This is a genomic window from Bacillus sp. ISL-35, from assembly GCF_018613355.1.
Classification (GTDB): Bacteria; Bacillota; Bacilli; order Bacillales; family Cytobacillaceae; genus Mesobacillus.
The window spans coordinates 103,273-124,935 of record NZ_JAGGQK010000007.1; the positions used below are offsets into that span (position 1 = coordinate 103,273).

The following is a 21,663-nucleotide window of genomic DNA, read 5'->3' on the forward strand; positions in this document are numbered from 1 at the left end:
TCGTAACTAAATAAAGAAACAAGCAAATATATGGGAAGGTTGACAGCAAAAAGCCAGTCCTTTTCCAGGACTGGCTTTAGTATTCGCTTTAATTAGCGATTGTTATCATTTTTTTGGTTTTCCGGAGATACCGTGAAGGCGTTAGATGTATTTCCCAGCCCTGTTGTATCAGACGGCTTGCTTTCCATGCCTGTTGCATACGCATCAGCAGCTTGGTTTGAGCCTGAGTTAAAAGAACCTGAGTTAGAAGAACCGGATTCAGTTGCAGAATTGACCACCGGGTTGTCCATTGCGGTTGCTCCTGCTTCCTTCACTTTTGATCCTACTTCCTTCAGCTCATCCTTGGCATCCATCACTGTCTGCACTACGTCTGATGAATTGGACTTCGCCTCATTCATCTTGCTGAATACATCATCATTCAGGCGCTGGTAAAGGTTTTGCGCATCACTAATCGCTTCTTTTAAAATGCTGGAAGCTTCCCTGAAGCTGCTCATCATTTGTTCCTTCACATCAGAAGGATTGTTCTTTACTTCGCTGATGACATTCATGGATGTATCTTTGGCGTTGACGGCCTTGTCCTTCACTTTCGTGCGAGTGTTGGAGTCAAGCATTGCCATTGCTCCGCCGATTGCGGCTCCAATCAGCACACCCTTCATCAGCTTGCCGTTTGAAGAAGACTTTGAACTGCTGGAATTGTCAAATGAATAGCTGTTTGAGTAGCCGCCCATGGATGAATTGTTTGAATATCCATTTCCCGAATTTGTGCTTGCGTAAGTTGTTGTTCCAGTTGTAGTATCGTAGGATGCATTCTCCGTTGAAGAGTACATACTGTTGTTCAAGTTTGAATTGTTGCCCATTGGATTTTGGTTGTTGTTAGAAAGAATATTGTCAGACATAATCTATTTCCTCCTTAATTTTTGGTGAGTTAATTTGTTATGTCTATCTAATTCCCGGCATGTACAGCAGTTAAACAGGATATATCTGCCTTTTGTCAAGAGGAAAAAATTACTAGCCATCAATAAAAAAAGCCTGGCTTCTTTTCAGAAAGCCAGGTTCATTACCTGGTTTCTTTTAGACACCAGGCGTCTTTTATTAAAAATTATCTCGGCCGTTCACTGGAAACGAATCCAAAGCTGACATGGTCCTGAACCGGTATCCATGCTCCAATCCCCTGTGAAACAACATTTTTGACAACGATGAATTTCTTGCTGCCTTTTAGCATCAAGTATACTTCGCCATATGTGACCTTGCCTTTTTCATTGATTGCTGGTGCATAGGCATAAAGATAACCGAGACGCTTCGGCTGGATATTGTAGATATGGTCTTTTTTCGTACCGGCTCCGACAATCGTTTCAAACGCAAGCGGCAGACCTGATTTCTTTGCTGCTTGTAACAGCATCATTTTCTGTACATCCTCGGCATTTTTGATTTTCGCCGTTAAACCGCCCTTCACAACTTTTTGCTGCTCTTGAACATAATGGATTTGATAAATAGCATTCCCGCCACGATTGTCAAAATAATTCGTATTGATTTTCTGGAATTCCCAGTTCGGCGAGGTCTCTTGCGACTCATAATTCAACGGCCACTCACCAAGGTAAACAATCGCCCGGTAGCCGATCGCGAATGGAGTGCTGTTAATGGATGTTTCATTCAGCATCCGTATCAAATCAGGATTCTCGATCTTCACCTTCGACGTTTTAATCAAATTCTTGGTCAGCTCACTTGGCTGGAGGAAAGGCAGGTCTTCAGTCGGGTTCGGATACGTATTATCCTTCGTGATATTCATGACTGAATTCGGAATCACATACTTCGTATTTTCCGCCTGCTTCGGCTGAGGAGCTTTTTTCGCCTTCCCTTCCTCAGCAAACCCAACCGCTAAAATAGACATCATGAACACCATCGTCATAACAAGGATAGCTGCTACTTTTTTCATCGGTGTATACTCCTTTCACTACAGGAAACTTTTAAGTTTGTTCATAGTGTTTTCGGAGTTCCGCCTCTTTATCCAAAGTTTGTTGAAAAAAAAGAGGCTCTGCCAGATGAGCAGAACCTCAGGAATTATATGAAAGAACTAACGCGCCGATGTAAGCAGCTTATTATATAATTTCTCACAATAAGGATAGAACAATTGAATCAACGGCCCGATTGCGAATGTCACAATCAACGTCCCAATCCCGATCGGTCCCTTGAAGATGAACGCCGCCGACAGAGCAATCACCTCACCAAGCGTCTTCGCTGCCATTAAGTTCAGATTGAATCGTTCCCTTAATGCCATCATGAAGTTGTCAATCGGAATCAACGGGAATCTCGGCTGCAGATAGACCGCCAGACCGAAGCTCAACGCCACCATCCCGAGAAGGAATACCCCAAACTGCTTCCCATAACCGGATACCAACATATCATCGAACACTCGCAATAACCAGAAATCAATCAGCAGCCCCGTGATAAGCAGCGTAATGATTGCAGCAATATCCGGGCGTCTTTTTACCAGGGAGGCATTGAGGAAAATCATGATGATCCCGACAATGACAACCCAGCTGCCAGGCGTCAGTCCCACCGTCTTCGAAAGACCCACATTGAGCGCATCCCACGCGCCCGTCCCCAAATTCGCTTTAATCGTCATCGATATACCAAATGATAAGATGATTAATCCAATGATAAAAAATAAAGTGCGATAAACAAAAGCCATATTCCGTATTCTCCTTCTATTGAACCTGCTATTGGACATTTTGATTGCTCCCAGGCTCTGAAATGTCCTTTAAACTGCTTTTCTTGGACATTTTGGCTGTTCCAACGCTTCGAAATGTCCTTTAAACCGCTTTTCTTGGACATTTTGGCTGCTACAACGCTCCGAAATGTCCTTTAAACTGCTTTTCTTGGACATTTTTGTGGCTCCAACGCTCGGAAATGTCCTTTAAACTGCTTTCTTGGACATTTTGATTGCTCCAACACTCCGAAATGTCCTTTAAACTGCTTTTCTTGGACATTTTGGCTGCTACAACGCTCCGAAATGTCCTTTAAACCGCTTTTCTTGGACATTTTGATTGCTTCAACACTCCGAAATGTCCTTTAAACCGCTTTTCTTGGACATTTTGGCTGCTACAACGCTCGGAAATGTCCTTTAAACTGCTTTTCTTGGACATTGTGATTGCTTCAACACTCCGAAATGTCCTTTAAACTGCTTTTCTTGGACATTTTTGTGGCTCCAACACTCCGAAATATCCTTTAAACTGCTTTACTTGGACATTTTGACTTTGCCTTGCCTCATAATGTCCATGAAAAACTCTATAGTTGATAAATCCTCGTTGTTCCAGGGTGAAGCTTGTTCTTTTTACAGCGAAAAAAGAACCCTGTCCTCTCGGAACAGAGTTCATTAGTTCTATTATATTAAAGCAGGTAAAATCCAATTCCCATTATAACATAGGCACCTAAAAGTGTAAGCCCTTCAAACCAGTTTGTTTCACCGTCGTTGGCAATGCTGATGGCAAGGAGCACGGCAACTGCCATCGAAACCATTTCTGGCATTGAGAATACCAGTGGCATACTCGTTTCAAACATCAACGAAACTAACACGAGAACGGGTGCCACAAACATAGCCACCTGCAAAGTCGATCCCACGGCAATTTCAACCGCGACGTCCATTTTGTTTTTGTAAGCCATGATGATAGCGGAGGCGTGCTCGGCTGCATTACCGACGATCGCAACGATAATGACCCCGATAAATAATTCAGACCAGCCAAAAGATTCACCGACAGTCTCGAAGGTGTGAACAAGATTCTCGGCAACGTAGGCAACTGCAACGGTTGCTGCAAGCAAAATCGTAATTGCTTTGCCCTTGCTCCATTCTGGTTCTTCCTCGTGGTGCTCGGTTCCAGCCTCATTTTTTGGCTGATAAACGCCTCGGTGGGTGACAAGCTTAAAAAATAGTGCAGCAAGATACAGCGCAATCAGGATAATCGAGATCCCGACACTCAGGCTGAGCGTCCTGCTTTCGTTCATATCCATCGCAAATACTTCAGGAATGACGAAGGCCACAATGACAGCAAAAATCAAAAGAGCCGAATTATGTCTGGCGTCATGCACGTTGAAGTGCTGCCGTTTGAACTTCAGTCCTCCAACAAAAAAGGATAATCCGGCTACAAGCAGGAGGTTGCCTAACACGGACCCTGTCAGCGAGGCTAGTACAACCCCAATCAGCCCCGCTTTTAATGCAAAAATGGAAATGATCAATTCCACCGCATTGCCGAAGGTCGCATTCAGCAAGCCGCCAATCCTCGGCCCCGTTACAATTGCCAGACTTTCTGTTGCCCGGCCCATATAGCTGGCCAGGGCTATAATCGTCAAACAGTAAATGATAAACAACAAAACGCTCGACCAATGCATTAGAGTTCCGATAACAGATAACGGAACACCGATGAAGGTTAAAATCATAAAAATCTTATTCGCCATAGTTAATCCTTTCTATGTAGCTTTTATTGTTTTTTCAATATCTGTACCCCTTTTTGTTCATTGTTAGTCACTTTATGCAAAAGTCCATAAATGAATGAAGGTAATTGCGAAGAAAAAACAAAACCAAGGAAAGGTGACTACTCATTATACGATTTCAAACGTTTCTTCAACCTCGATGCTCCCAACCACAGATTGGACCATCGAGCAGTTTTTCCTTGTCAGCACCATTGCTTTCTCGATTTTCTTTTCATCGAGATTGCTTCCGGCAATGCGAAAATGGACGGTGATTTTGCTGACTCGGTTTGCTTCTTCTTCAACTCGTTCAGCTTCCGCCGTGATGTGGATATCCTCGATTTCCATCCTCATTTTCTCCAGAACCTTGCGCAGGACGCCGCCGCTGCAGACCGCTACTGAAGAAACGAGCAATTGGTAAGGCCTGAATCCATATTCATCATCCCCGGCAATGTCCAGTCTTCCAAAACCTGTTTCTGTATAAAAACCAACCTCTGGCTTCATTTTAAATTCCATTTGACTCTCTCCTTTTTAACTAGAAATATTTCCCTGACACAAAGAAGATTACACTATTTTACCTGTAATTAAAAATAAAAAAACATTGCACATAAAAATTTATATCGTTAACATCAAAAGAGTATCAATACTCAGGGAGATTTTGAATCATGAATCTAAGCATAAAACTTCGTTTCTGGATCCTCGTCAGCATCGTTGCCATCTCGGGATTTTCCCAGGGGATGCTGCTGCCATTGATTGCGATCATCTTTGAACAGGATGGCGTGTCATCATCGATGAATGGCTTGCACGCGACAGGATTGTATATTGGCATCTTGATTGCTTCACCGCTGATGGAAGCGCCGCTGCGCAGATTCGGCTACAAGCCGATCATTCTTATCGGCGGCTTACTCGTTGCGGTTTCGCTGGCATTCTTTCCTTTATGGAAATCGTTCTGGTTCTGGTTTATCTTAAGGCTTGCCATCGGGATTGGCGACCATATGCTCCATTTTGCCACCCAGACATGGATTACATCCTTTTCGGAAAAAGAGCGGATCGGAAGGAATATTTCAATCTATGGATTATTTTTCGGGCTGGGATTCGCAGCTGGCCCATTGATGATCGGGCTTGTAAAAATAAATACTGCTCTGCCATTCATCCTTTCATCTGCCATCAGCCTTGCTGCCTGGCTTACGGTGTGGCTGCTGAAAAATGAACGGCCTGAACATGACACTGACAGTACTTCTTTCTTCGGTACCATGAAGAGGTTCGGAAAGGTGTTTAAATACGCCTGGGTCGCTTTCCTTCCTCCCTTCGGCTATGGATTTTTGGAAGCAAGCCTTAACGGAAACTTCCCGGTGTACGCGATGAGATCTGGAATCGGTGTCGACGCAGTCGCTCTCCTGCTTCCCGCCTTTGCCATTGGCGGCATCCTCTCACAGCTTCCACTTGGGATTTTGAGTGATAAGCTCGGGCGGCGAAATGTATTGATAACCGTTACCCTGTCCGGCTTCATCTCTATTACCGCAGCCGGTTTGCTGGAGAATTCGACGATCGGTCTGCTGATCTGTTTCTTTTTAGCCGGGACGCTTGTGGGATCAACTTTTTCGCTTGGAATCAGTTATATGGCCGACCTGCTGCCAAAGTCGCTTCTTCCGGCAGGCAACCTGATGTGCGGCATTTTCTTCAGTTTCGGCAGCATCAGCGGCCCGTTCATTGGAGGACTGGCCATCCAATGGCTGAAAGGCATTAGCTTCTTTTATGTTATCAGCACGATGCTGCTGTTGATTTTCATCGCACTGGTCGCCGTCCGACATGACGCGTCTGAACAGCAGGCAAAATCTGCATAATAACAAAAAGCGCAAGTGCCTCGTTTAGCCCCGACAAGCGCTCGAGGACCTTACAGTGAAGTCGTTCTTTGACTTCATTGGCAGGATCGAAGCGTCTCGAGCTGCTCAAAGCTAACGCTTATCGCAAGATACTCGAAGAAGCCAACTCGGTGAGGAAAACTGGCTAGGCGCTGGAGCTGGATTAAGACAACCATACTAATTATCCACACCTAATTAATCTAATAATTCCTGTACAACGAGAAACAGCCTCCCTATTTGGCAGGGAGGCTGTTTTTTTTACGGGCTGGCCGGTTCACAATAACGATTCCGGCCACCACCAGGACTAATCCGGCTATAACAAAATAATGGAGCGCTTCACCAAGGAGCATCGATGATAAAAGGACGCCGAATACCGGCACCATGAACAGGTATAATGATACTTTTCCAACCTGATTGTACTTCATGACATTGTTCCATAAGATGAATCCTGTAGCAGACAGGAAAGCCAGATAGATGAGCATCAACCCGGACTTGAGGTCAAAATCGAATGGAACCAGTCCGACAGTGAAAGCACCGATCGCAATCAATCCCAAAGAACCAAGGATCATCTGGTAGGCCGTCAAGTAAATGACCTCCATTTTCGCACTTCCCTGTTTTGCCAGGATATTGCCGTACGCACCAGCCAGCATCGCGCCCATAAGCAGGATTTCCCCGATGCCAAAGTGGATTTCATATTCACCATTTGGCCAGTTCGCAAAAATGACCCCAGTGAAGCCGATCATCAAACCGGCGACCTTCAAACGGCTCATCCTGTCGTCAGGATACAGGAAATGTGCCAGCAAGATCTGGAAGAAGGACGTCGTGCCGGCGATAATCGATCCCTGGATCCCCGTTGAGTAGCTAAGTCCGATGTAAAACAGGACATATTGAAGGAATGTCTGAAACAGACCTATTTTTAAAAGAGGCTTTGTCGTTTCTGTCCTGAATTTCATATTCCTTTTTAAAAACAGGAACAAAATCAGGATCAGCAGCCCCGCAAGCAGGAACCGGTAGCCCGCAAACAGCATTTGCTCGCCGATTTCATCCGGCTTGATGTCCAGGCTTGCGTAGCTCAATTTTATAAAAGGGAACGCACTTCCCCAGAGGAAGGTTGCCCCTGCTGCTGACACAACAATGCCAAGCGGATGGGTAAAAAAGTCTTTAGTTGTCATCTATCTTTCTCCTTAGACTATCGCATAATTCTTTCAAAAGCATATAGTGTATGGTAACATAATAGTGAACACAATATGTATCTTTTGCTCTGGCTTTTTGCTGTCACCGTTCCGGTGGCAGCTTTCGTATTTTTTAAGGGTAATGATGGTGATTATTAATATCAATTAGAGATGTCAAAGGAGGAGAAAAGGATGGCACAGGGAGCTAATGCAATTGCGAAACAAAACAGTGTTCCAGAAGGGGATTTCATCGGAAAAATCAAGCCTCACGCAGAGCTGATTGCCGCCAGCATCAGCGGGGTCCTGATTGCGGCCGGCTGGATCCTAAGCAAAGGAGATTCACAGACAGCGTCGGTCATCGCTTTTATCCTGGCCTATGTAATCGGCGGCTTCGCCAAAGCGAAGGAAGGCATCGAAGCGACAATCGAAGAAAAAGAATTGAATGTTGAAATGCTGATGATTTTTGCAGCAATCGGCTCGGCCATCATTGGTTATTGGACAGAAGGCGCGATTTTGATTTTCATTTTTGCGATGAGCGGAGCGCTTGAAACATATACGATGAACAAAAGCCATAAGGAAATCTCCTCATTGATGGAACTGCAGCCAGAGGAAGCATTGAGAATCACAAATGGTGTCGAAACGAAAGTTCATGTTTCCGAGCTGGAAATCGGCGATTTAATTTTAGTCAAACCGGGGGAAAGGATTCCCTCCGACGGCAAAATAGCCAGGGGCCAGACAACGATTGACCAGGCTGCGATCACCGGAGAATCCATCCCTGTATCAAAGGATGCCGGAGATGATGTTTTCGCAGGCACTGTAAACCTGACAGGTTCCCTGACAGTTGAAATTACCAAACCAAACGATGAAACACTATTCCAGAAGATCATCCAGCTTGTCCAGAATGCACAGAGCGAAAAATCCCCGTCACAGCTGTTCATTGAACGATTTGAAGGGACTTATGTAAAAGTCGTGCTCGCCGTCGTAGTGCTGATGATGTTTGTTCCCCACTTCCTGTTGGGATGGAGCTGGACAGAAACGTTTTACAGGGCGATGATCCTTCTGGTTGTCGCCTCGCCATGTGCCCTGGTAGCCTCAATCATGCCGGCCACGTTATCAGCGATTTCGAACGGGGCGAAGCATGGAATATTGTTCAAAGGCGGCGTCCACCTGGAGAATCTCAGCCACCTTAAAGCCATTGCCTTCGATAAAACAGGCACACTCACGAAGGGTAAACCGGAAGTGACGGATGTGATCGTGGCTGACGGTCTGGACCGTGATGATGTTTTGCTTAAAGCCGCATCGATCGAGAGCCACTCCAACCATCCACTGGCAAATGCGATCGTGAAATATGCGAGGGATGCTCTTGGCAGGGAGCTTGTGCATCCTGAAAGCATCGAGGATGTTTCCGGATGGGGCGTTAAAGCTCATTTCGAAAACGAAGATTGGAGGATCGGAAAAGCCGACTTTGTCGGCAGGCCTGCTGCTGAAGCCTTCTCTGGAGGCGCAGCAGTGCAACTTGCTTCCGAAGGCAAGACTATCGTTTTCATTGAGCGGAACGGTTTGCTTGCCGGACTGATCGCCCTCAAGGATGTGGTCCGGGAAGAAACGAAACAGGCCATCGATTTGTTGAAATCAGAAGGCATCTATACAGTCATGCTGACAGGCGACAGCAAAAATACCGCAAAAGCCATTGCTGCTGAGAGCCATGTCGAAGGCTATATCGCAGAATGCCTTCCGGAAACGAAAGTTCAGGAATTGAAGAAGCTGAAAGAAGACCACGGCCAGGTCGCCATGGTCGGAGATGGCATCAATGACGCGCCGGCGCTCGCAACAGCCAATGTCGGGATCGCCATGGGAGAAGGCTCAGATGTAGCTCTTGAAACAGCAGACGTCGTCCTGATGAAAAACGACCTGCCGAAAATCGCCGAAGCCATCAACCTGTCGCGCCGGATGAACCGCATCGTCAAACAAAATATCGTGTTTTCGATTTTAGTGATCATGGTCCTGATCGCCTCGAACTTCCTGCAGTTCCTCGACCTGCCATACGGCGTCATCGGGCACGAAGGAAGCACGATCCTTGTTATATTGAATAGCTTGAGGTTGCTGAAATAAAGATGACTCCCGCTCGGATTTCGGATCCGGCGGGAGTTTTTTTGATGTCTTGTTATGTAATGGACACTTTTCTGTGCATTTCATCGATTTCTGTTCATCATCACCCTTATTGACGGACACTTTCTTATGCATTTCTTCCATTTTTGTCCGTCATCGCCCTTATGACGGACACTTTTCCTTTCGTTTCTTCGATTTCTGTCCGTCATCACCCTCGTGACGGACACTTTTCCTTGGGTATCATCGATTTCTGTCCGTCATCGCCTTCATGATGGACACTATCCCCGAAACTCGATCTCCTGCTGTCGATCATTCTCGATTTCCACCCAAAGGTAAAGCGCCCTCCGATTGGGGGCGCTTGTTGTTAGTGATATCCGTTGGATCCGTTTGCTGAGCCTGATGTTTTTTGGCTGTGGTTGCTTTTGCCTTTTTGCTTGGTGCTTCCGTCTTTTTTCGTCTTCTTTGTCATCCTGAATTCCCCCTGTTATAAAAAGTGAGGAGCATGCCTCTTCTTTATCCTTTACTAAAACTGCGAACGTTACAGAGGTAATTTCAGGAGTCAATGACATTAGCAGCCGGCTTTCTTTTCACTAAAATAGGCATTGATCTCCCCGCCAATGATAATGATATATGCTGACAAATAGAGCCAGATCATCAGGACGATGATCGCCCCGATGCTTCCGTACGTAGCGGTGTAGGAAGCGAAGTTGCTGACATAGTAGGAGAATCCAAGTGATACGAGCACCCATCCACCAGTCGCAAAAACGGATCCAGGCAATCCGCTTATGCAGGTCAGCTTTTTATTTGGTGCGATCCAGTACAACCCGAGAAAAACAATAAAAAGGATCAAGATACTGATCAGCCATCGTAACATATTCCAGACGTAGACGAATTCTTCCTTCAGACCGAAATTCGCAAACAGCCAGCTGCCGATCTCTTTTCCGAATACCGGCAAAAGCAGCGCGACGAGGAAAACAAAAATCATTCCGAACGTCAAAAAAATGGCCATTAACCGGCTGACAATAAATGATCTTGTTTCCTCTACCCGATAGGCTCGGTTAAAGGCCCTTACAATTGCATTGATTCCATTGGAAGCAGACCAAATAGTCGCGAGCAATCCGAAAGACAACAACTTTCCGTCTTTTTTCATGATATCCTCAAGGCTGTTTTTGATCAGGTCCATCGATTCACCTGGAGCATAATCATCAAAAAAACCGAGGATATCCATTTCAGAGATTGGCAAATATGGAACCAATGTGACCAGAAAGATCAAAAGCGGAAACAAGGAAAGCAAAAAAAAGTACGCAAGCTGAGCAGCAAGTGCCGGAACATCGTCCTCCTGTATCCTGTGCCACATTTGCCTGAAAAATGATATATCAATCATTGATTCACCTCTTTTTTGGCTTCCGTGCTCCAGCTACTGATCAGCCTATCCATCATTCTTGTCCATCTATATGCTGCTTTGTATCTCCTGATGCTGCTATTTTCCTCAATGACTCTTTTGTCCCTTTTACCAATTCGGTAATCTGGGGCGGCACATCCTTAATCTCTTCGACCTTTTCCGTTATAAAGGCGACGTCCTCTGTTACTTGTTCCACTGTTGTCCGGACTTTATTCACTGTTTCTTTCATATCTTCAATGAATTCATTTGGATGTTTAACAACATAAGTAACTCCGCTCGATACCTTGCTGAAATCCTCCTTTACCGCCTGGCGCGTTGATTTTTCCAGAAGGCTGACCGCCCCCCCGGCTAATGCACCTAAAAACATACCCATCCAAAACTTATTCGAACTGCCCATTTTTCTCCTCCTAATATCTTGCATCTGATTTTGCAGACCATACTTGCCTGCCACCTACCTAACATTTTCCACGATAGACATCACTTCATGCAAGCTCACAGAAAAAAATTTCAAATAATCCTGAAAAGGTATAACTTTTTAAAGACCGTCAAACGCCTTTGGAACAGGGATACAGCTGTAATTCAAAGATTTACCTGATGGATATCGCTTGACTCAAGATAATTATCAGAATATTCTTGTTAGAGAACATTTTCTTAAGATAATTATAAGGGGGCGCACTATGACATTTGAAGATTGGATTGGAAAAATTAGCGGCTGGGTTTGGGGTCCCCCTCTCCTGATTTTGCTTGTCGGGACTGGAATCTACCTGACCATCCGCATTGGCTTTCTGCAGATGAGGCTGCTGCCTTACTCACTTAAGCTTGCTTTTTCGAAAAAACAGGATCAGCGGTCTGACGGGGATATTTCTCATTTTCAGGCTTTGATGACGGCACTTGCCGCGACAGTCGGTACTGGTAATATTGCCGGCGTCGCAACGGCGATTTTCACAGGCGGACCTGGCGCCGTGTTCTGGATGTGGATTACGGCCTTTTTCGGAATGGCCACAAAATATGCGGAAGCTGTTTTGGCTGTTAAATACCGTGTTGAGGACAAGGATGGCGAGATGTCCGGCGGTCCGATGTATTATCTTGAACGTGGTCTTGGGCAAAAATGGCTCGGCGTTTTATTTGCTCTATTTGGCGCGATTGCAGCTTTTGGAATCGGAAACCTGGTTCAGTCGAATTCAGTAGCCAGCGTCGTACAGTCGACCTTTTCAGTGCCTACGTGGATTACAGGTCTAGTCTTGACGATCTTTACTGCTCTTGTCCTGATTGGCGGCATCAAGAGCATCGGGAAGGTGACAGCCCTGTTTGTACCTGTGATGGCAGGGTTCTACCTCATCGCGGGTCTTGTCGTCATGATCATGAACTTTGATCTTGTACCGGCCGCTATTGGACTTATTTTTACAGATGCATTCACAGGGGAAGCCGTTGCCGGCGGTGCCCTCGGAACTGTCATTCGGATGGGCGTTGCCCGCGGTGTATTCTCGAACGAAGCTGGTCTTGGTTCCGCACCGATCGCTGCAGCTGCAGCCAAGACGGATTTGCCTGGGCGCCAGGCACTTGTATCGATGACCCAGGTGTTCATCGATACAATCGTCATCTGCTCAATCACGGGAATCACCATCGTCATGGGCGGCTTGTATACGGGCGATACGACGGCAGCTGACCTGACCTCAGCTACCTTTGACAAGTTCCTTGGCCAGTCAGGTTCTGTAATTGTGGCGATTGGGCTGTTGTTCTTCGCTTCATCAACAATCATCGGCTGGTCTTATTATGGGGAAAAATGCTTCTCCTATCTCTTCAGCAAAAATGTTATTTTGTACTACCGCATCGCATTTGTCGCTGCTGTGTTCGTCGGCGCGATTTCCCAGCTTGAAATCGTTTGGGGTGTCGCCGATGTGATGAATGGCCTGATGGCCTTCCCGAACCTGATTGGACTCCTTGGATTGTCCGGCGTTGTTGTCGTTGAAACAAGGAAAATATTGAACACGATCAAGGAAGAGAAAAACGAGGAAAAATCGTTAAGTGCGTAATGATAAATCCGGTGTCAACTGGCGCCGGATTTGTAATTGACTTTTTTTAACGGACATGGAAAGATGGTTGTACAACCATTGAAAGGATGAACGGAGTGGACTTAACAAAAAATTCCCCTGAAAACGTTGATTACATGATTGAAAAAATCAAGGAAAAATTGAATGTCATGAACCTCGGTGCAATCAAGTCGACACATTTTGACGGCGAGATGTATGAAGAACTGAAGGAAATCTATGATATGATTATGCGGAAAAACACCTTCAGCCCGAATGAAATGCAGGCAATCGCCGAAGAGTTAGGCAACTTGAGAAAACAGTAATTGGAGCAGGCACTGGCTATGAAACGGTGCCTGTTTTTTTATTCTGAGAAAAATGTCAAAACTTTTTTGTTTCCACTGCGCATATATTGTTATACGATAGTGTTATTACTTTTCAAGGGGAGTGAGAACCGTGAAAAAGCTGACTATGTCCGCGCTCAGCCTGTTTATCCTGTTTTTACTTGCTCACGGAACCCTTCCTGCACAAAAAAACCTAGCAGTAGACGCCAAATCAAAAGTCACTCTTCCCATGGAACAAGTCCATGAACAACTGCCAGGTCCTGATTTGGATGATAAAAAAGTCCTTTTCATCCTGAATGTATTCGTTCTTATTATTTCAACTATCACTTTCACACAAATTAATCACTGGGTAACAAAATTCGGAAGCCAATTTTCATTCTTGACGGCAGTCTTTTTCCAATCGAATTATGTGATTAAGTCTCCTTGATGACCAAATTAAAAAATCAAGGAGGAATGGATATGTGGTTTCGATTTTTAATGATTGGGTTCTTTTCCCTGACAGCGTTCAGCTTCATGTTTTATCAGGGTGTTGAATTTTATCAAGCATTCATAGATTTGTTCAAACAGAATAAGTAAATATTCGATATAAGGAAACGGTCCCCCATTTGGAGGACCGTTTCTTCGTTTATGCTGCCTCCACCCAGTCTTCACTCATCACTTCTGCATAAAAGCTGAGGAACTCCTTAAAGAATGGAAGGGTAATTTTCATTTCTGCGTTGTCGAGCAATGGCTTCAAGACTGGCTTGATGAATCTGGCCAGCATCTCTGCTTCTATTTCTTCAAGCTGCTGCAGGTAATCCTGGTTACCTTCTTGCTCTGCCTTGATTTCTCCCTGTAAAATCGAGCTCATGAATGCGGTCATGCTGCCGAAGTGATCTGGCAGCCGATCCTGCTCGAGCGGGAAGTAAAAGGCTGTTCTTTCATAAATGCCAATCAAGCACAGAAGGTCATGCCTGCGGGCTTCTTCATCTTCAGTTTTTTTTGTATACGATGAAAAATAAGGGGAGACAAAGTGATCTCCCGGTATGAAAAAGTGATTGTCATACCAGAGCTGCACTTCATCCCGATTGTACAGGGAATGAAATGAGAGCTCCTTACGCATTCCTTCAGGAACATCATTCATGAATGCTTCATAGGTATCCCAGTCCCCAAGCCAGATGCTTGTCATGATATTCGCAATCGCCAGCTTTCCATATCGTTCTTCCATCATTGTCTCCACCTTTACTTTAAAAGAAATTTCAGGGCTACCACCCCAATAATATTAAGCTTTTTCCACATCTACGAATACGTCCTGCTGTGCCGGGCCGCCGACTAAAAGGTCAGCAAGGAAGCCCTCAAAATAGCTGCCATCCCTTTCCGACAGGGCATTTACTGAGAATCCGAGTCCCCTCGGTTTCGCGTAACCTGACTCTTCATGAAGCGGCTTGTTGAACTGGTACGGTGTATGGCCATATTTTCCTGCTGGTTCAATTGTTTTTCCGTCGATCTTCACCGGGTTTGAACCATATGCAGTATGGCCAAAACTGAAGTTCGCTCCGACAACACCCGGCTTGATACCTGGAGTGACGAGCGCCCTGCCTTTTACTTTCGCACTGTTGGAAGAGATATAAATTTCATCGTCGGTCTTGATTCCTTTTTTCTTCGCATCAATTGGATTGATCCACACATAGTTTTCCGGCTTGATTTCACGAAGCCAGGCGTTGCCCTCGGTTCGGTGCGTTGCCATTGTTCTCGATTTCCAGTTGATAAACTGCAATGGCTTATTTGGCTTGTAAACCTTGCCGTCATATGTCTTGATTTCCTCTGCTACCGGAACACCTTCAAAAAAGTTGCCTGTGTAGGCGCTCTTGAAGCCTGCTGCTTTTTCATCATAAAAGTAAACCTGGTTTGCCCACTGATATTTGATTTTGTTGCCGACATATTCATCACCGGCAGCTTCAAAGCGGCCGCCACGGTTTAGTACATAGACGACTTTTTTCCATTCTTCCGATTTGACGGCATTTTTCAGCTTCTGGATTTCGAAGTATTTACCGAGCGCCTTCCTCCTTGCTTTTTCAAAAATCGCCAGCTCTTCAGCATTCGCATCCTTCACTGGCTTCTGGCCATCAAAAGCGATGTTGGCGATCCGTTTTAAATAGTAATCTTCTGGAGTGTTTAGCGCCGAGCCATCCGCAAAAGCGTTTTCCCCTACTCCCGGCAATCCCATGCCTTTCAAAAGATCAATGTAAACCTGTTCTGTTGGGCGGGCGTCAGGCACAACGCGTGTTACAGGCTGAATGACCCCTGCAAACTTATGCTTTAGGATCGGGAAAATATCCTCTGTATTCCAGGTTTCAAGGTAAGCAAGGTCTGGAAGGATAAAGTCAGCAAACTTGGAAGTTTCGCCAATCATCGTATCGGAAGCGACAACCAGTTCAACGACTTTTGGATCCTTAATGAATTTTGCCTGCATGTCAGAGCGAGGCGAATTCACGACCGGAGATGTCCTGTTAATCAGCAATGCCCGGATTTTGTAAGGGTATCCTTCTGCTGAACTAGGAAGGACATCATGAATCAGGTTTCCTCCAAACGGATACCATGGCCTTTTCGCAGGATAGCCATCCTTTTGGAACAAGGATGTCTTTTCATATGGTGTCTTTTGCCTTGTAATCGGGATTCCCCAGCCATTATTTGCGTTCGGAACTGTTATCAGATCATAGCGACCTTCAAAAGGCTTGAACTTCGCTCCTAATACAGTGTCTCCCCCTTTCCAGTCGTGATTTCCAACAAGATGGTTCAACATATTGATCGCACGGACATTGTAATAGCCATTTGTATGCATTGCTGGACCGCGGTAAGAATGGATACCCACTTTCTTGCCGTGTGACGTGAATTCACGGGCAATCTGGATGATCTGATCGACAGGGACGTCTGCAAGCTTTGCGTACTCGTCCATTGTTTTTTCCATTACCTTGTCTTTATAAATGGCGAATACTGATTTCACTTTCATTCCATTAATCGTTGTATCAACATCGATTTTGCCATTTTTTGCTTTATTATGGGGAACTGGTTTTCCATTCTCAATAACTATAAATTCCTCGCCGCCGATGCCAAGATCCTTGGCACGGACGAATGGGCGTTTCTTATCGCCAACGTTTACAAGGAAGGAAGCATCGCTCCATGTTGTTTCATCGTCCAGATTTGCTGCTTGCTGGTTAGGGTTGCTCAGATAAGTCGTATCATGACGGTTGTTCTCGATGATCCAGCGTCCCATTGCCAAAGCAAGCGCACCATCTCCTCCTGGCTTAATTGGTACCCAGAGATGCGCTTTTTCAGCTGTCTTGCTGAAACGCGGGTCGATTACGACTACTTTCATTCCACGATCGATGGCATGCGTGATTTGTGGCGCGAATGTGGTAGGGCCACGGTTGGCAACCATTGGGTTTGCTCCCCAGATGATGACCATTTCAGCATTCTCATAGTCAGGAATCATCCGTTTCTTAGCTTTCTCGGTGTCATGCGAACGAGAATTCCCGACGGCACTCATAACACCGCAGACTCCACCATGATCATAATAATTTGCTGTTCCAAGACTTCCAAGCGCAAGGCGTGAGATAAAATCACGTCTATGTCCTGCCATGATGGCAATCTGGTTGGATTTTGGCCCAAAGTCAGGATGGTTTGTATCAATCAATACTTCCTTGTACTTTTTATCGAATTCAGCTTTGGTCATTTCGCCAGCTTTCAGTTTCTCCCAGTCAGCCATGACCGCTGCTTCCGGTACGTACTTCCACAATTCTTTCAAACCTGGAGTGCGAAGATCCTTGCTGCCCTCGAGGATTTCCTTATAAGCCTGTTCCCAGCTGACCGTTTTCCAGACACCGCTGCCCCGCTCGCCGACACGTTTGAGCGGCTTCTGGATCCTGAATGCATCATAGTTAGTCTGGATGCCAGCCTGGCCTTTAAGACATGTTCTGCCTCCGCGGAATCCCCGTCCCATTTTCGCAACATCGCCTGTACCTTTAACTGCCTGGGCTACCGGTGTATCGTAATTGATATGACCGTACGGAACCATATTCATCGGACTGTACTGGTTGCCGGCAATTTTCCGGACAATGGAGGAATAGGCTCCGCCCGCTGCCCCAGCTGTGATGTATGTTTTAATGGTACAAATCGTATTGCACTGCTGGCATGACGTAAAGATGACATCTTCTGCTGTATAATCCTGATAATCGGTGCCGGTTCCATGTGGTTCATCCGTCCAGACACCGCCCATGACCTGCTTGATTGGCCCTACGAATGCCGGACCGACAAACGCGACTGCACTCAGCGTACCGAGCGCTTTTAAAAATCCACGCCGTTTCATTGGTTTATTTTCCATTATGGCTCACCTCGTCAGAAGTTTCTTCGATTGGCAGCAGAAGCTCGCCGAATGAATAGATTAACAGTCCCATCGCGACGACGCCGACGCTGACCATCCATTCCCTGATTGTTGGCGCGTAATTGCCCCAGGGCAGTTCGTGGAAAACTGGCACGACAAGCGGCGGAACAACAATGTTGAAGCGTACGCCGATGATGCCGATGACGATCAGGACAGCTGCTGCAAGCAGAGCATTGACGTTCTGGCTTGTTTTTTTCCAAAAAACAATCGTGATTGGGATGACGGCTCCAAGGAACATTTGCACGAACCAGAACGACCACGCTTTCTCGCTGGCCATCATCGTTGCCAGCGTATCAAGGTGTTCTGCCTCAAGTCCGTACCAGCCAATCAGATATTCATAGAATTGTAGGCCAAGGTCAATGATCAGGAACCCGACCATCAATTTTGCGAGCGATACAATCATGTTTTTATCTATTTCCTGCTTCTGGACTTTTTTCTTGATGATATACATCGCTAAAAGCAATGCTGTTCCGGATACCATTGCCGATACGACGAAAATGATTGGGAAAAGAGCTGTATGCCAGGCCGGACGTGCTTTTACGACAGCGAAAATCGTTCCTGTTCCGCCGTGCACCCCGAGAATCGCCAGCGGGATCCCGATTGTACCGAGGATTTTCATCCACATATGGTCACGCTTTTTCGTCGCTGCATTGATAGTCGCGTTTTTGAAGGTGATGAATCTTGCGATAAAACCTTTCAATGAGTTTGTTTTTGCCGCCCGAACGAGGTCTTCCCTCATCGCGATATAAAGCTCAACTGTTAACAGCCCAATATACACCAGATAAAAGTGGACTTCCCAGGCAAGCGGCGAAGTGACATTCCAGTAGATGATTGCGTTGAGCAGCCGCTCCGGACGCCCAAGATCCATCAGGACAAAGGTCAATGCGACGATCATACAGACAATCGCGGTGAAAAGTGCTGCCTTTCCGACACGCTCGTATTCTTCCATCCCGAAAACGTAGATCAGGGTCGACAGCAGGAATGAACCCGCGCTGAGGCCGACGAAGAAAATGTAAAAAGCGATCCAGGCTCCCCAAGGGGTAATGCTTGATAGATTCGTAGCCGCCAGTCCGGTGAAGAAGCGTTCCACGATGAAATACCCGCCGATCAAAAAGGCTACAGTCAGGGCTGAAATCCATATTTTAAAAGCTTTTGACACAGTGACATTAATTTTCGTTTTAGATGTGCTTTTCTCTTTTAAATCAACAGCAAGATTGGCCATCGCCAGTCCCTCCTATCTTAAGTAAATGACGTTCGGATGTGTTCCAAGCTCTTCCTTCAGGCGGAATGCTCTTGGACTTGCAGCAAGCTTCGATACCACACTGTTCGGGTCGCTGATGTCACCGAAGAAGCGAGCATCGCCAATGCACGTTTCCACGCATGCCGGCTCTTCGCCTCTTTGCAGGCGGTGGAAGCAGAAGCTGCATTTACGGACCGTGCCGATTGGTGTCTTGCCTTTTTCGCGGTTGCCGCGTTCAACGCCGTATTCAGGACTGGTCACATCGTTATATCCCTGCATTTCCTGTTCGTAACTTTCTCCGAAATCAAAGGAACGAGCGCCATAAGGACAGGCAACGACGCAGTAACGGCAGCCGATGCAGCGGTCATTATCGATTGCGACAATCCCGTTTTCCATTTTATAAGTCGCCCTTGTCGGACAAACCTGGGCACATGCCGGCTTGTCACACTGCATACACGGCCTTGGCAGGTTGACGGCCTTGATGTTCGGAAACTCACCTTCAAGCGATTCCATGACGACATTGTAGGAAATGCCCGGCGGCGTCCTGTTTTCTGCCTTGCAGCTGACGGTACACGTATCGCAGCCAACGCACTTTTTCAAGTCGATGACCATCGCCCATTTCGGGCCGTCCCCATTCCTGATGTCTGGCCCTTCTCCTGAAGCGTAGTAGTTGCCAAATTCTTTAGTAAGCGATGAAGAGTAGATTTTATGGAAGTCTTCAATTTTCAGTTTGCCGCTGATGACCTTCCTGGCATCGCGTGCCATGTTCAAGCCCAATTCTGTGTCATACTGTGATTCATCCATTTCCTTCTTTGCGTCTGGCAGCATCTTGTCGACGATTTTATCGTAATCTACCTTTTTCTCATTTGAAAAAAGACCCATTTTACGTCACCTCTTTTTATGCGTTTAGATTTCTTTTTTGATTTCTTTAATGTCATCCACGATGTCGTCAGTGATATCACTAGTCAGCTCACGCGTCGACTTCTTGAATTCCTTCAGCGTCTGGCCGAACGCCCTGCCGATCTCAGGCAGCTTTTTCGGGCCGAAAATGATCAACGCCAAAGTAAGGATTAAAATCAAACCAGGAACACCAATATTGGATAGCATGTCGCCACTTCCTTTTTTATTTTTTCTTGCCTATTTATAATGCAAGCTGCGTGCCAACTTTTTTGGCATGGGGTGTTTTAGGGTGAATGGGTGCTGCGATTCCTTGGGAGAGTAAGACTGTGGCATTCGTGACACTTCTGTGAACAAGAAAAAGCGGCTGGAACGAGGTTCGTGCTCGCTGACAGCCGCTAGTATGTGTGCCATTTTGTCATGATGATGCAATTTTGGCATATGACATTTTGGCATGGTGTGCAGGAATGACATGGCACACACTTTAGTGAGTTTAATTAATCCCATAAAGGAAAATCCTTTTTCGGTCTGTAGACTGTTCCTTTTTTAGAGCCAGAGATGTCCAGTTCCATTGATGTGAGCAGCCTCTTGGCTTGGTGAATGGAAGGAATGTTGAGGAAGTTGCTGAACTGCCTGCTTGTAATATGAGGACCAAAAATTAAAAAGTAATCTTTGAGAGCAGCAATATGGGCATCTTTCGAAAGATGTCCGCATTGTTTACATACCCAGCTACCGTGAATTTTCTCCATGCCTAGAAGGCCGCAATCTGGACATTGAACACCTATTTGAATTTTATCCATAGGTAAATTCATTGACTGAATGTCAGGAATATAGGGCACATGGCTTTTCAAAAGGAGTTTTACAATTTTCTTTACTTCTTTTTGCGATAAATATTCTTTATTGTACTTCTCGGAAATGGATTGGATTTTGTAGGAAACAGCAGGCGTTTTGCAAACCCTATTGGCTACCTCCGTACTATTGGCAGGATTCCTGATGATAGCCTGGGAGTTGCTCACTGAAACAAGGAATTCAATTGGTGGAGGGGAAAATTGATTCTTCATCAAGAAGGATTTAAGTTGAGAAGCCTGGATTTTCGTTTGCAGGATTGGGTCCTGGTACACTTTTTCGAATCCATTCAATGTTTGAAGCAAATAGTTGAATTCCGGATTAAAATCCAGGACTCCAGCGTAATTTTTCGAATCAATGGGAAGTAAGAATGTGTTTGAAATTAGCAGGGAATCAATTTGGAAGTGGGTATTATTGTGGGGAATCCTTAAATCATGTAAAATCTTGAGATTTGTATGGTCAATTTGCGAAAGATAGTAGTCTAGTTCCTTTTCACCTTTATACCCAGCTAATTTTCTGGATAATTTGTTCTCTAATTCGATTTGGCGCTGGTGATTTAAGGTAAACCGCTTTAGAATTACCTTTAAAATAGTAATTTCTTTTGGAAATTCACGTTTTTTTTCAATCAAGTACATCACCCCTTTATTTTTTTCTTTAAAACAGTTCTATTTCACCTATTAAATCTCCTCTTTTGTGTTCGATAAAATTTTTATAGCGAAAATCAGATTTTTATAGCGATTTTTTTAGTTTTATAGCGGAAAAATCTATTTTATAGCGATATTTCATTTTTTATAGCGATATTTCATTTTTTATAGCGAAAATAAAAATATTATAGCGAACTGGAAATTCCGCGCGTTTTTTTCCAGTTCGCCTCCCCCATATA

Annotated in this window: 19 protein-coding genes; 5 read left to right on the plus strand and 14 right to left on the minus strand. The window is 45.4% G+C overall.

Annotated features, from left to right (window positions below):
- Positions 1-92: 92 nt before the first annotated feature.
- The 5 genes from J7E38_RS11910 to J7E38_RS11930 all read right to left on the minus strand — a co-directional run bounded on the left by J7E38_RS11910 (position 93) and on the right by J7E38_RS11930 (position 4,977).
- Positions 93-896: a YtxH domain-containing protein gene (locus tag J7E38_RS11910; RefSeq protein WP_214707574.1), complete on the minus strand. Its 804-nt coding sequence runs from the start codon at positions 894-896 to the stop codon at positions 93-95.
- Positions 897-1,099: 203 nt separating this feature from the next.
- Positions 1,100-1,891, minus strand: a complete 792-nt coding sequence (locus J7E38_RS11915) for a YfkD family protein (protein WP_483297169.1) — start codon at positions 1,889-1,891, stop codon at positions 1,100-1,102.
- 180 nt (positions 1,892-2,071) lie between these two features.
- A complete protein-coding gene (locus J7E38_RS11920) occupies positions 2,072-2,689 on the minus strand; it encodes a YczE/YyaS/YitT family protein (protein ID WP_214707578.1) in 618 nt (205 codons plus the stop codon).
- A 698-nt stretch (positions 2,690-3,387) separates the two neighbouring features.
- Positions 3,388-4,449 (minus strand): calcium/proton exchanger, encoded by a 1,062-nt coding sequence (cax, locus tag J7E38_RS11925; RefSeq protein WP_214707580.1) that lies wholly within the window; start codon positions 4,447-4,449, stop codon positions 3,388-3,390.
- A 144-nt stretch (positions 4,450-4,593) separates the two neighbouring features.
- Positions 4,594-4,977 (minus strand): OsmC family protein, encoded by a 384-nt coding sequence (locus J7E38_RS11930; protein ID WP_214707582.1) that lies wholly within the window; start codon positions 4,975-4,977, stop codon positions 4,594-4,596.
- 149 nt (positions 4,978-5,126) lie between these two features.
- On the opposite strand from J7E38_RS11930, the gene J7E38_RS11935 reads away from it, so the two are divergent.
- A complete protein-coding gene (locus tag J7E38_RS11935) occupies positions 5,127-6,305 on the plus strand; it encodes an MFS transporter (RefSeq protein ID WP_214707584.1) in 1,179 nt (392 codons plus the stop codon).
- Between the two features lie 251 nt (positions 6,306-6,556).
- Here J7E38_RS11935 and J7E38_RS11940 read toward each other — a convergent pair whose 3' ends face one another.
- Positions 6,557-7,495: a DMT family transporter gene (locus J7E38_RS11940; protein ID WP_214707586.1), complete on the minus strand. Its 939-nt coding sequence runs from the start codon at positions 7,493-7,495 to the stop codon at positions 6,557-6,559.
- Positions 7,496-7,687: 192 nt separating this feature from the next.
- Between J7E38_RS11940 and J7E38_RS11945 the strand changes: the two genes are divergently transcribed.
- Positions 7,688-9,607, plus strand: coding sequence for a heavy metal translocating P-type ATPase (locus J7E38_RS11945; RefSeq protein ID WP_214707588.1), 1,920 nt, complete (start codon positions 7,688-7,690; stop codon positions 9,605-9,607).
- A gap of 565 nt (positions 9,608-10,172) precedes the next feature.
- On the opposite strand, the gene J7E38_RS11950 is transcribed toward J7E38_RS11945, so the two are convergent.
- Together J7E38_RS11950 and J7E38_RS11955 are read right to left on the minus strand one after the other, a co-directional pair.
- Positions 10,173-10,988 carry a YihY/virulence factor BrkB family protein gene (locus J7E38_RS11950; RefSeq protein ID WP_214707590.1) on the minus strand — a complete coding sequence of 272 codons (816 nt, stop codon included), beginning with the start codon at positions 10,986-10,988 and terminating at the stop codon, positions 10,173-10,175.
- A 52-nt stretch (positions 10,989-11,040) separates the two neighbouring features.
- Entirely contained in the window at positions 11,041-11,403 is a 363-nt protein-coding gene (locus J7E38_RS11955; protein ID WP_214707592.1) for a hypothetical protein, read from the minus strand.
- A gap of 280 nt (positions 11,404-11,683) precedes the next feature.
- Between J7E38_RS11955 and J7E38_RS11960 the strand changes: the two genes are divergently transcribed.
- From J7E38_RS11960 to J7E38_RS11970, 3 genes are all read left to right on the plus strand, one after another.
- Complete coding sequence (locus J7E38_RS11960; RefSeq protein WP_214707594.1) at positions 11,684-13,039, plus strand: alanine/glycine:cation symporter family protein; 1,356 nt, start codon at positions 11,684-11,686, stop codon at positions 13,037-13,039.
- A 95-nt stretch (positions 13,040-13,134) separates the two neighbouring features.
- The gene (locus J7E38_RS11965) at positions 13,135-13,359 is read left to right on the plus strand and encodes a DUF1128 domain-containing protein (RefSeq protein ID WP_214707596.1); all 225 of its coding nucleotides are present in this window, start codon (positions 13,135-13,137) and stop codon (positions 13,357-13,359) included.
- A gap of 130 nt (positions 13,360-13,489) precedes the next feature.
- The gene (locus J7E38_RS11970; RefSeq protein WP_214707598.1) at positions 13,490-13,804 is read left to right on the plus strand and encodes a hypothetical protein; all 315 of its coding nucleotides are present in this window, start codon (positions 13,490-13,492) and stop codon (positions 13,802-13,804) included.
- Between the two features lie 198 nt (positions 13,805-14,002).
- Here the strand turns inward: J7E38_RS11970 and J7E38_RS11975 are convergent, their stop codons facing one another.
- The 6 genes from J7E38_RS11975 to J7E38_RS12000 form a co-directional block, all read right to left on the minus strand.
- The gene (locus tag J7E38_RS11975) at positions 14,003-14,584 is read right to left on the minus strand and encodes a molecular chaperone TorD family protein (RefSeq protein WP_215038501.1); all 582 of its coding nucleotides are present in this window, start codon (positions 14,582-14,584) and stop codon (positions 14,003-14,005) included.
- A 54-nt stretch (positions 14,585-14,638) separates the two neighbouring features.
- A complete protein-coding gene (locus J7E38_RS11980; protein ID WP_214707602.1) occupies positions 14,639-17,737 on the minus strand; it encodes a molybdopterin-dependent oxidoreductase in 3,099 nt (1,032 codons plus the stop codon).
- A complete protein-coding gene (nrfD, locus tag J7E38_RS11985; protein WP_214707604.1) occupies positions 17,727-19,019 on the minus strand; it encodes an NrfD/PsrC family molybdoenzyme membrane anchor subunit in 1,293 nt (430 codons plus the stop codon). The genes J7E38_RS11980 and nrfD overlap by 11 nt, the downstream gene beginning before the upstream one ends.
- A 12-nt stretch (positions 19,020-19,031) precedes the next feature.
- Positions 19,032-19,919: a 4Fe-4S dicluster domain-containing protein gene (locus tag J7E38_RS11990; RefSeq protein ID WP_214707606.1), complete on the minus strand. Its 888-nt coding sequence runs from the start codon at positions 19,917-19,919 to the stop codon at positions 19,032-19,034.
- A 24-nt stretch (positions 19,920-19,943) separates the two neighbouring features.
- Positions 19,944-20,144: a twin-arginine translocase TatA/TatE family subunit gene (tatA, locus tag J7E38_RS11995; protein ID WP_214707609.1), complete on the minus strand. Its 201-nt coding sequence runs from the start codon at positions 20,142-20,144 to the stop codon at positions 19,944-19,946.
- A 287-nt stretch (positions 20,145-20,431) separates the two neighbouring features.
- On the minus strand, positions 20,432-21,409 hold the full coding sequence (locus tag J7E38_RS12000) for a nuclease-related domain-containing protein (protein WP_214707611.1): 978 nt from the start codon (positions 21,407-21,409) through the stop codon (positions 20,432-20,434).
- Between the last annotated feature and the right edge of the window lie 254 nt (positions 21,410-21,663).

Coding starts and splice junctions, on each gene's coding strand:
- J7E38_RS11910 (WP_214707574.1), bottom strand. CDS start 896: ATGTCTGACAATATTCTTTCTAACAACAACCAAAATCCAATGGGCAAC.
- J7E38_RS11915 (WP_483297169.1), bottom strand. CDS start 1,891: ATGATGTCTATTTTAGCGGTTGGGTTTGCTGAGGAAGGGAAGGCGAAA.
- J7E38_RS11920 (WP_214707578.1), bottom strand. CDS start 2,689: ATGGCTTTTGTTTATCGCACTTTATTTTTTATCATTGGATTAATCATC.
- cax (WP_214707580.1), bottom strand. CDS start 4,449: ATGGCGAATAAGATTTTTATGATTTTAACCTTCATCGGTGTTCCGTTA.
- J7E38_RS11930 (WP_214707582.1), bottom strand. CDS start 4,977: ATGGAATTTAAAATGAAGCCAGAGGTTGGTTTTTATACAGAAACAGGT.
- J7E38_RS11935 (WP_214707584.1), top strand. CDS start 5,127: ATGAATCTAAGCATAAAACTTCGTTTCTGGATCCTCGTCAGCATCGTT.
- J7E38_RS11940 (WP_214707586.1), bottom strand. CDS start 7,495: ATGACAACTAAAGACTTTTTTACCCATCCGCTTGGCATTGTTGTGTCA.
- J7E38_RS11945 (WP_214707588.1), top strand. CDS start 7,688: ATGGCACAGGGAGCTAATGCAATTGCGAAACAAAACAGTGTTCCAGAA.
- J7E38_RS11950 (WP_214707590.1), bottom strand. CDS start 10,988: ATGATTGATATATCATTTTTCAGGCAAATGTGGCACAGGATACAGGAG.
- J7E38_RS11955 (WP_214707592.1), bottom strand. CDS start 11,403: ATGGGCAGTTCGAATAAGTTTTGGATGGGTATGTTTTTAGGTGCATTA.
- J7E38_RS11960 (WP_214707594.1), top strand. CDS start 11,684: ATGACATTTGAAGATTGGATTGGAAAAATTAGCGGCTGGGTTTGGGGT.
- J7E38_RS11975 (WP_215038501.1), bottom strand. CDS start 14,584: ATGGAAGAACGATATGGAAAGCTGGCGATTGCGAATATCATGACAAGC.
- J7E38_RS11980 (WP_214707602.1), bottom strand. CDS start 17,737: ATGGAAAATAAACCAATGAAACGGCGTGGATTTTTAAAAGCGCTCGGT.
- nrfD (WP_214707604.1), bottom strand. CDS start 19,019: ATGGCCAATCTTGCTGTTGATTTAAAAGAGAAAAGCACATCTAAAACG.
- J7E38_RS11990 (WP_214707606.1), bottom strand. CDS start 19,919: ATGGGTCTTTTTTCAAATGAGAAAAAGGTAGATTACGATAAAATCGTC.
- tatA (WP_214707609.1), bottom strand. CDS start 20,144: ATGCTATCCAATATTGGTGTTCCTGGTTTGATTTTAATCCTTACTTTG.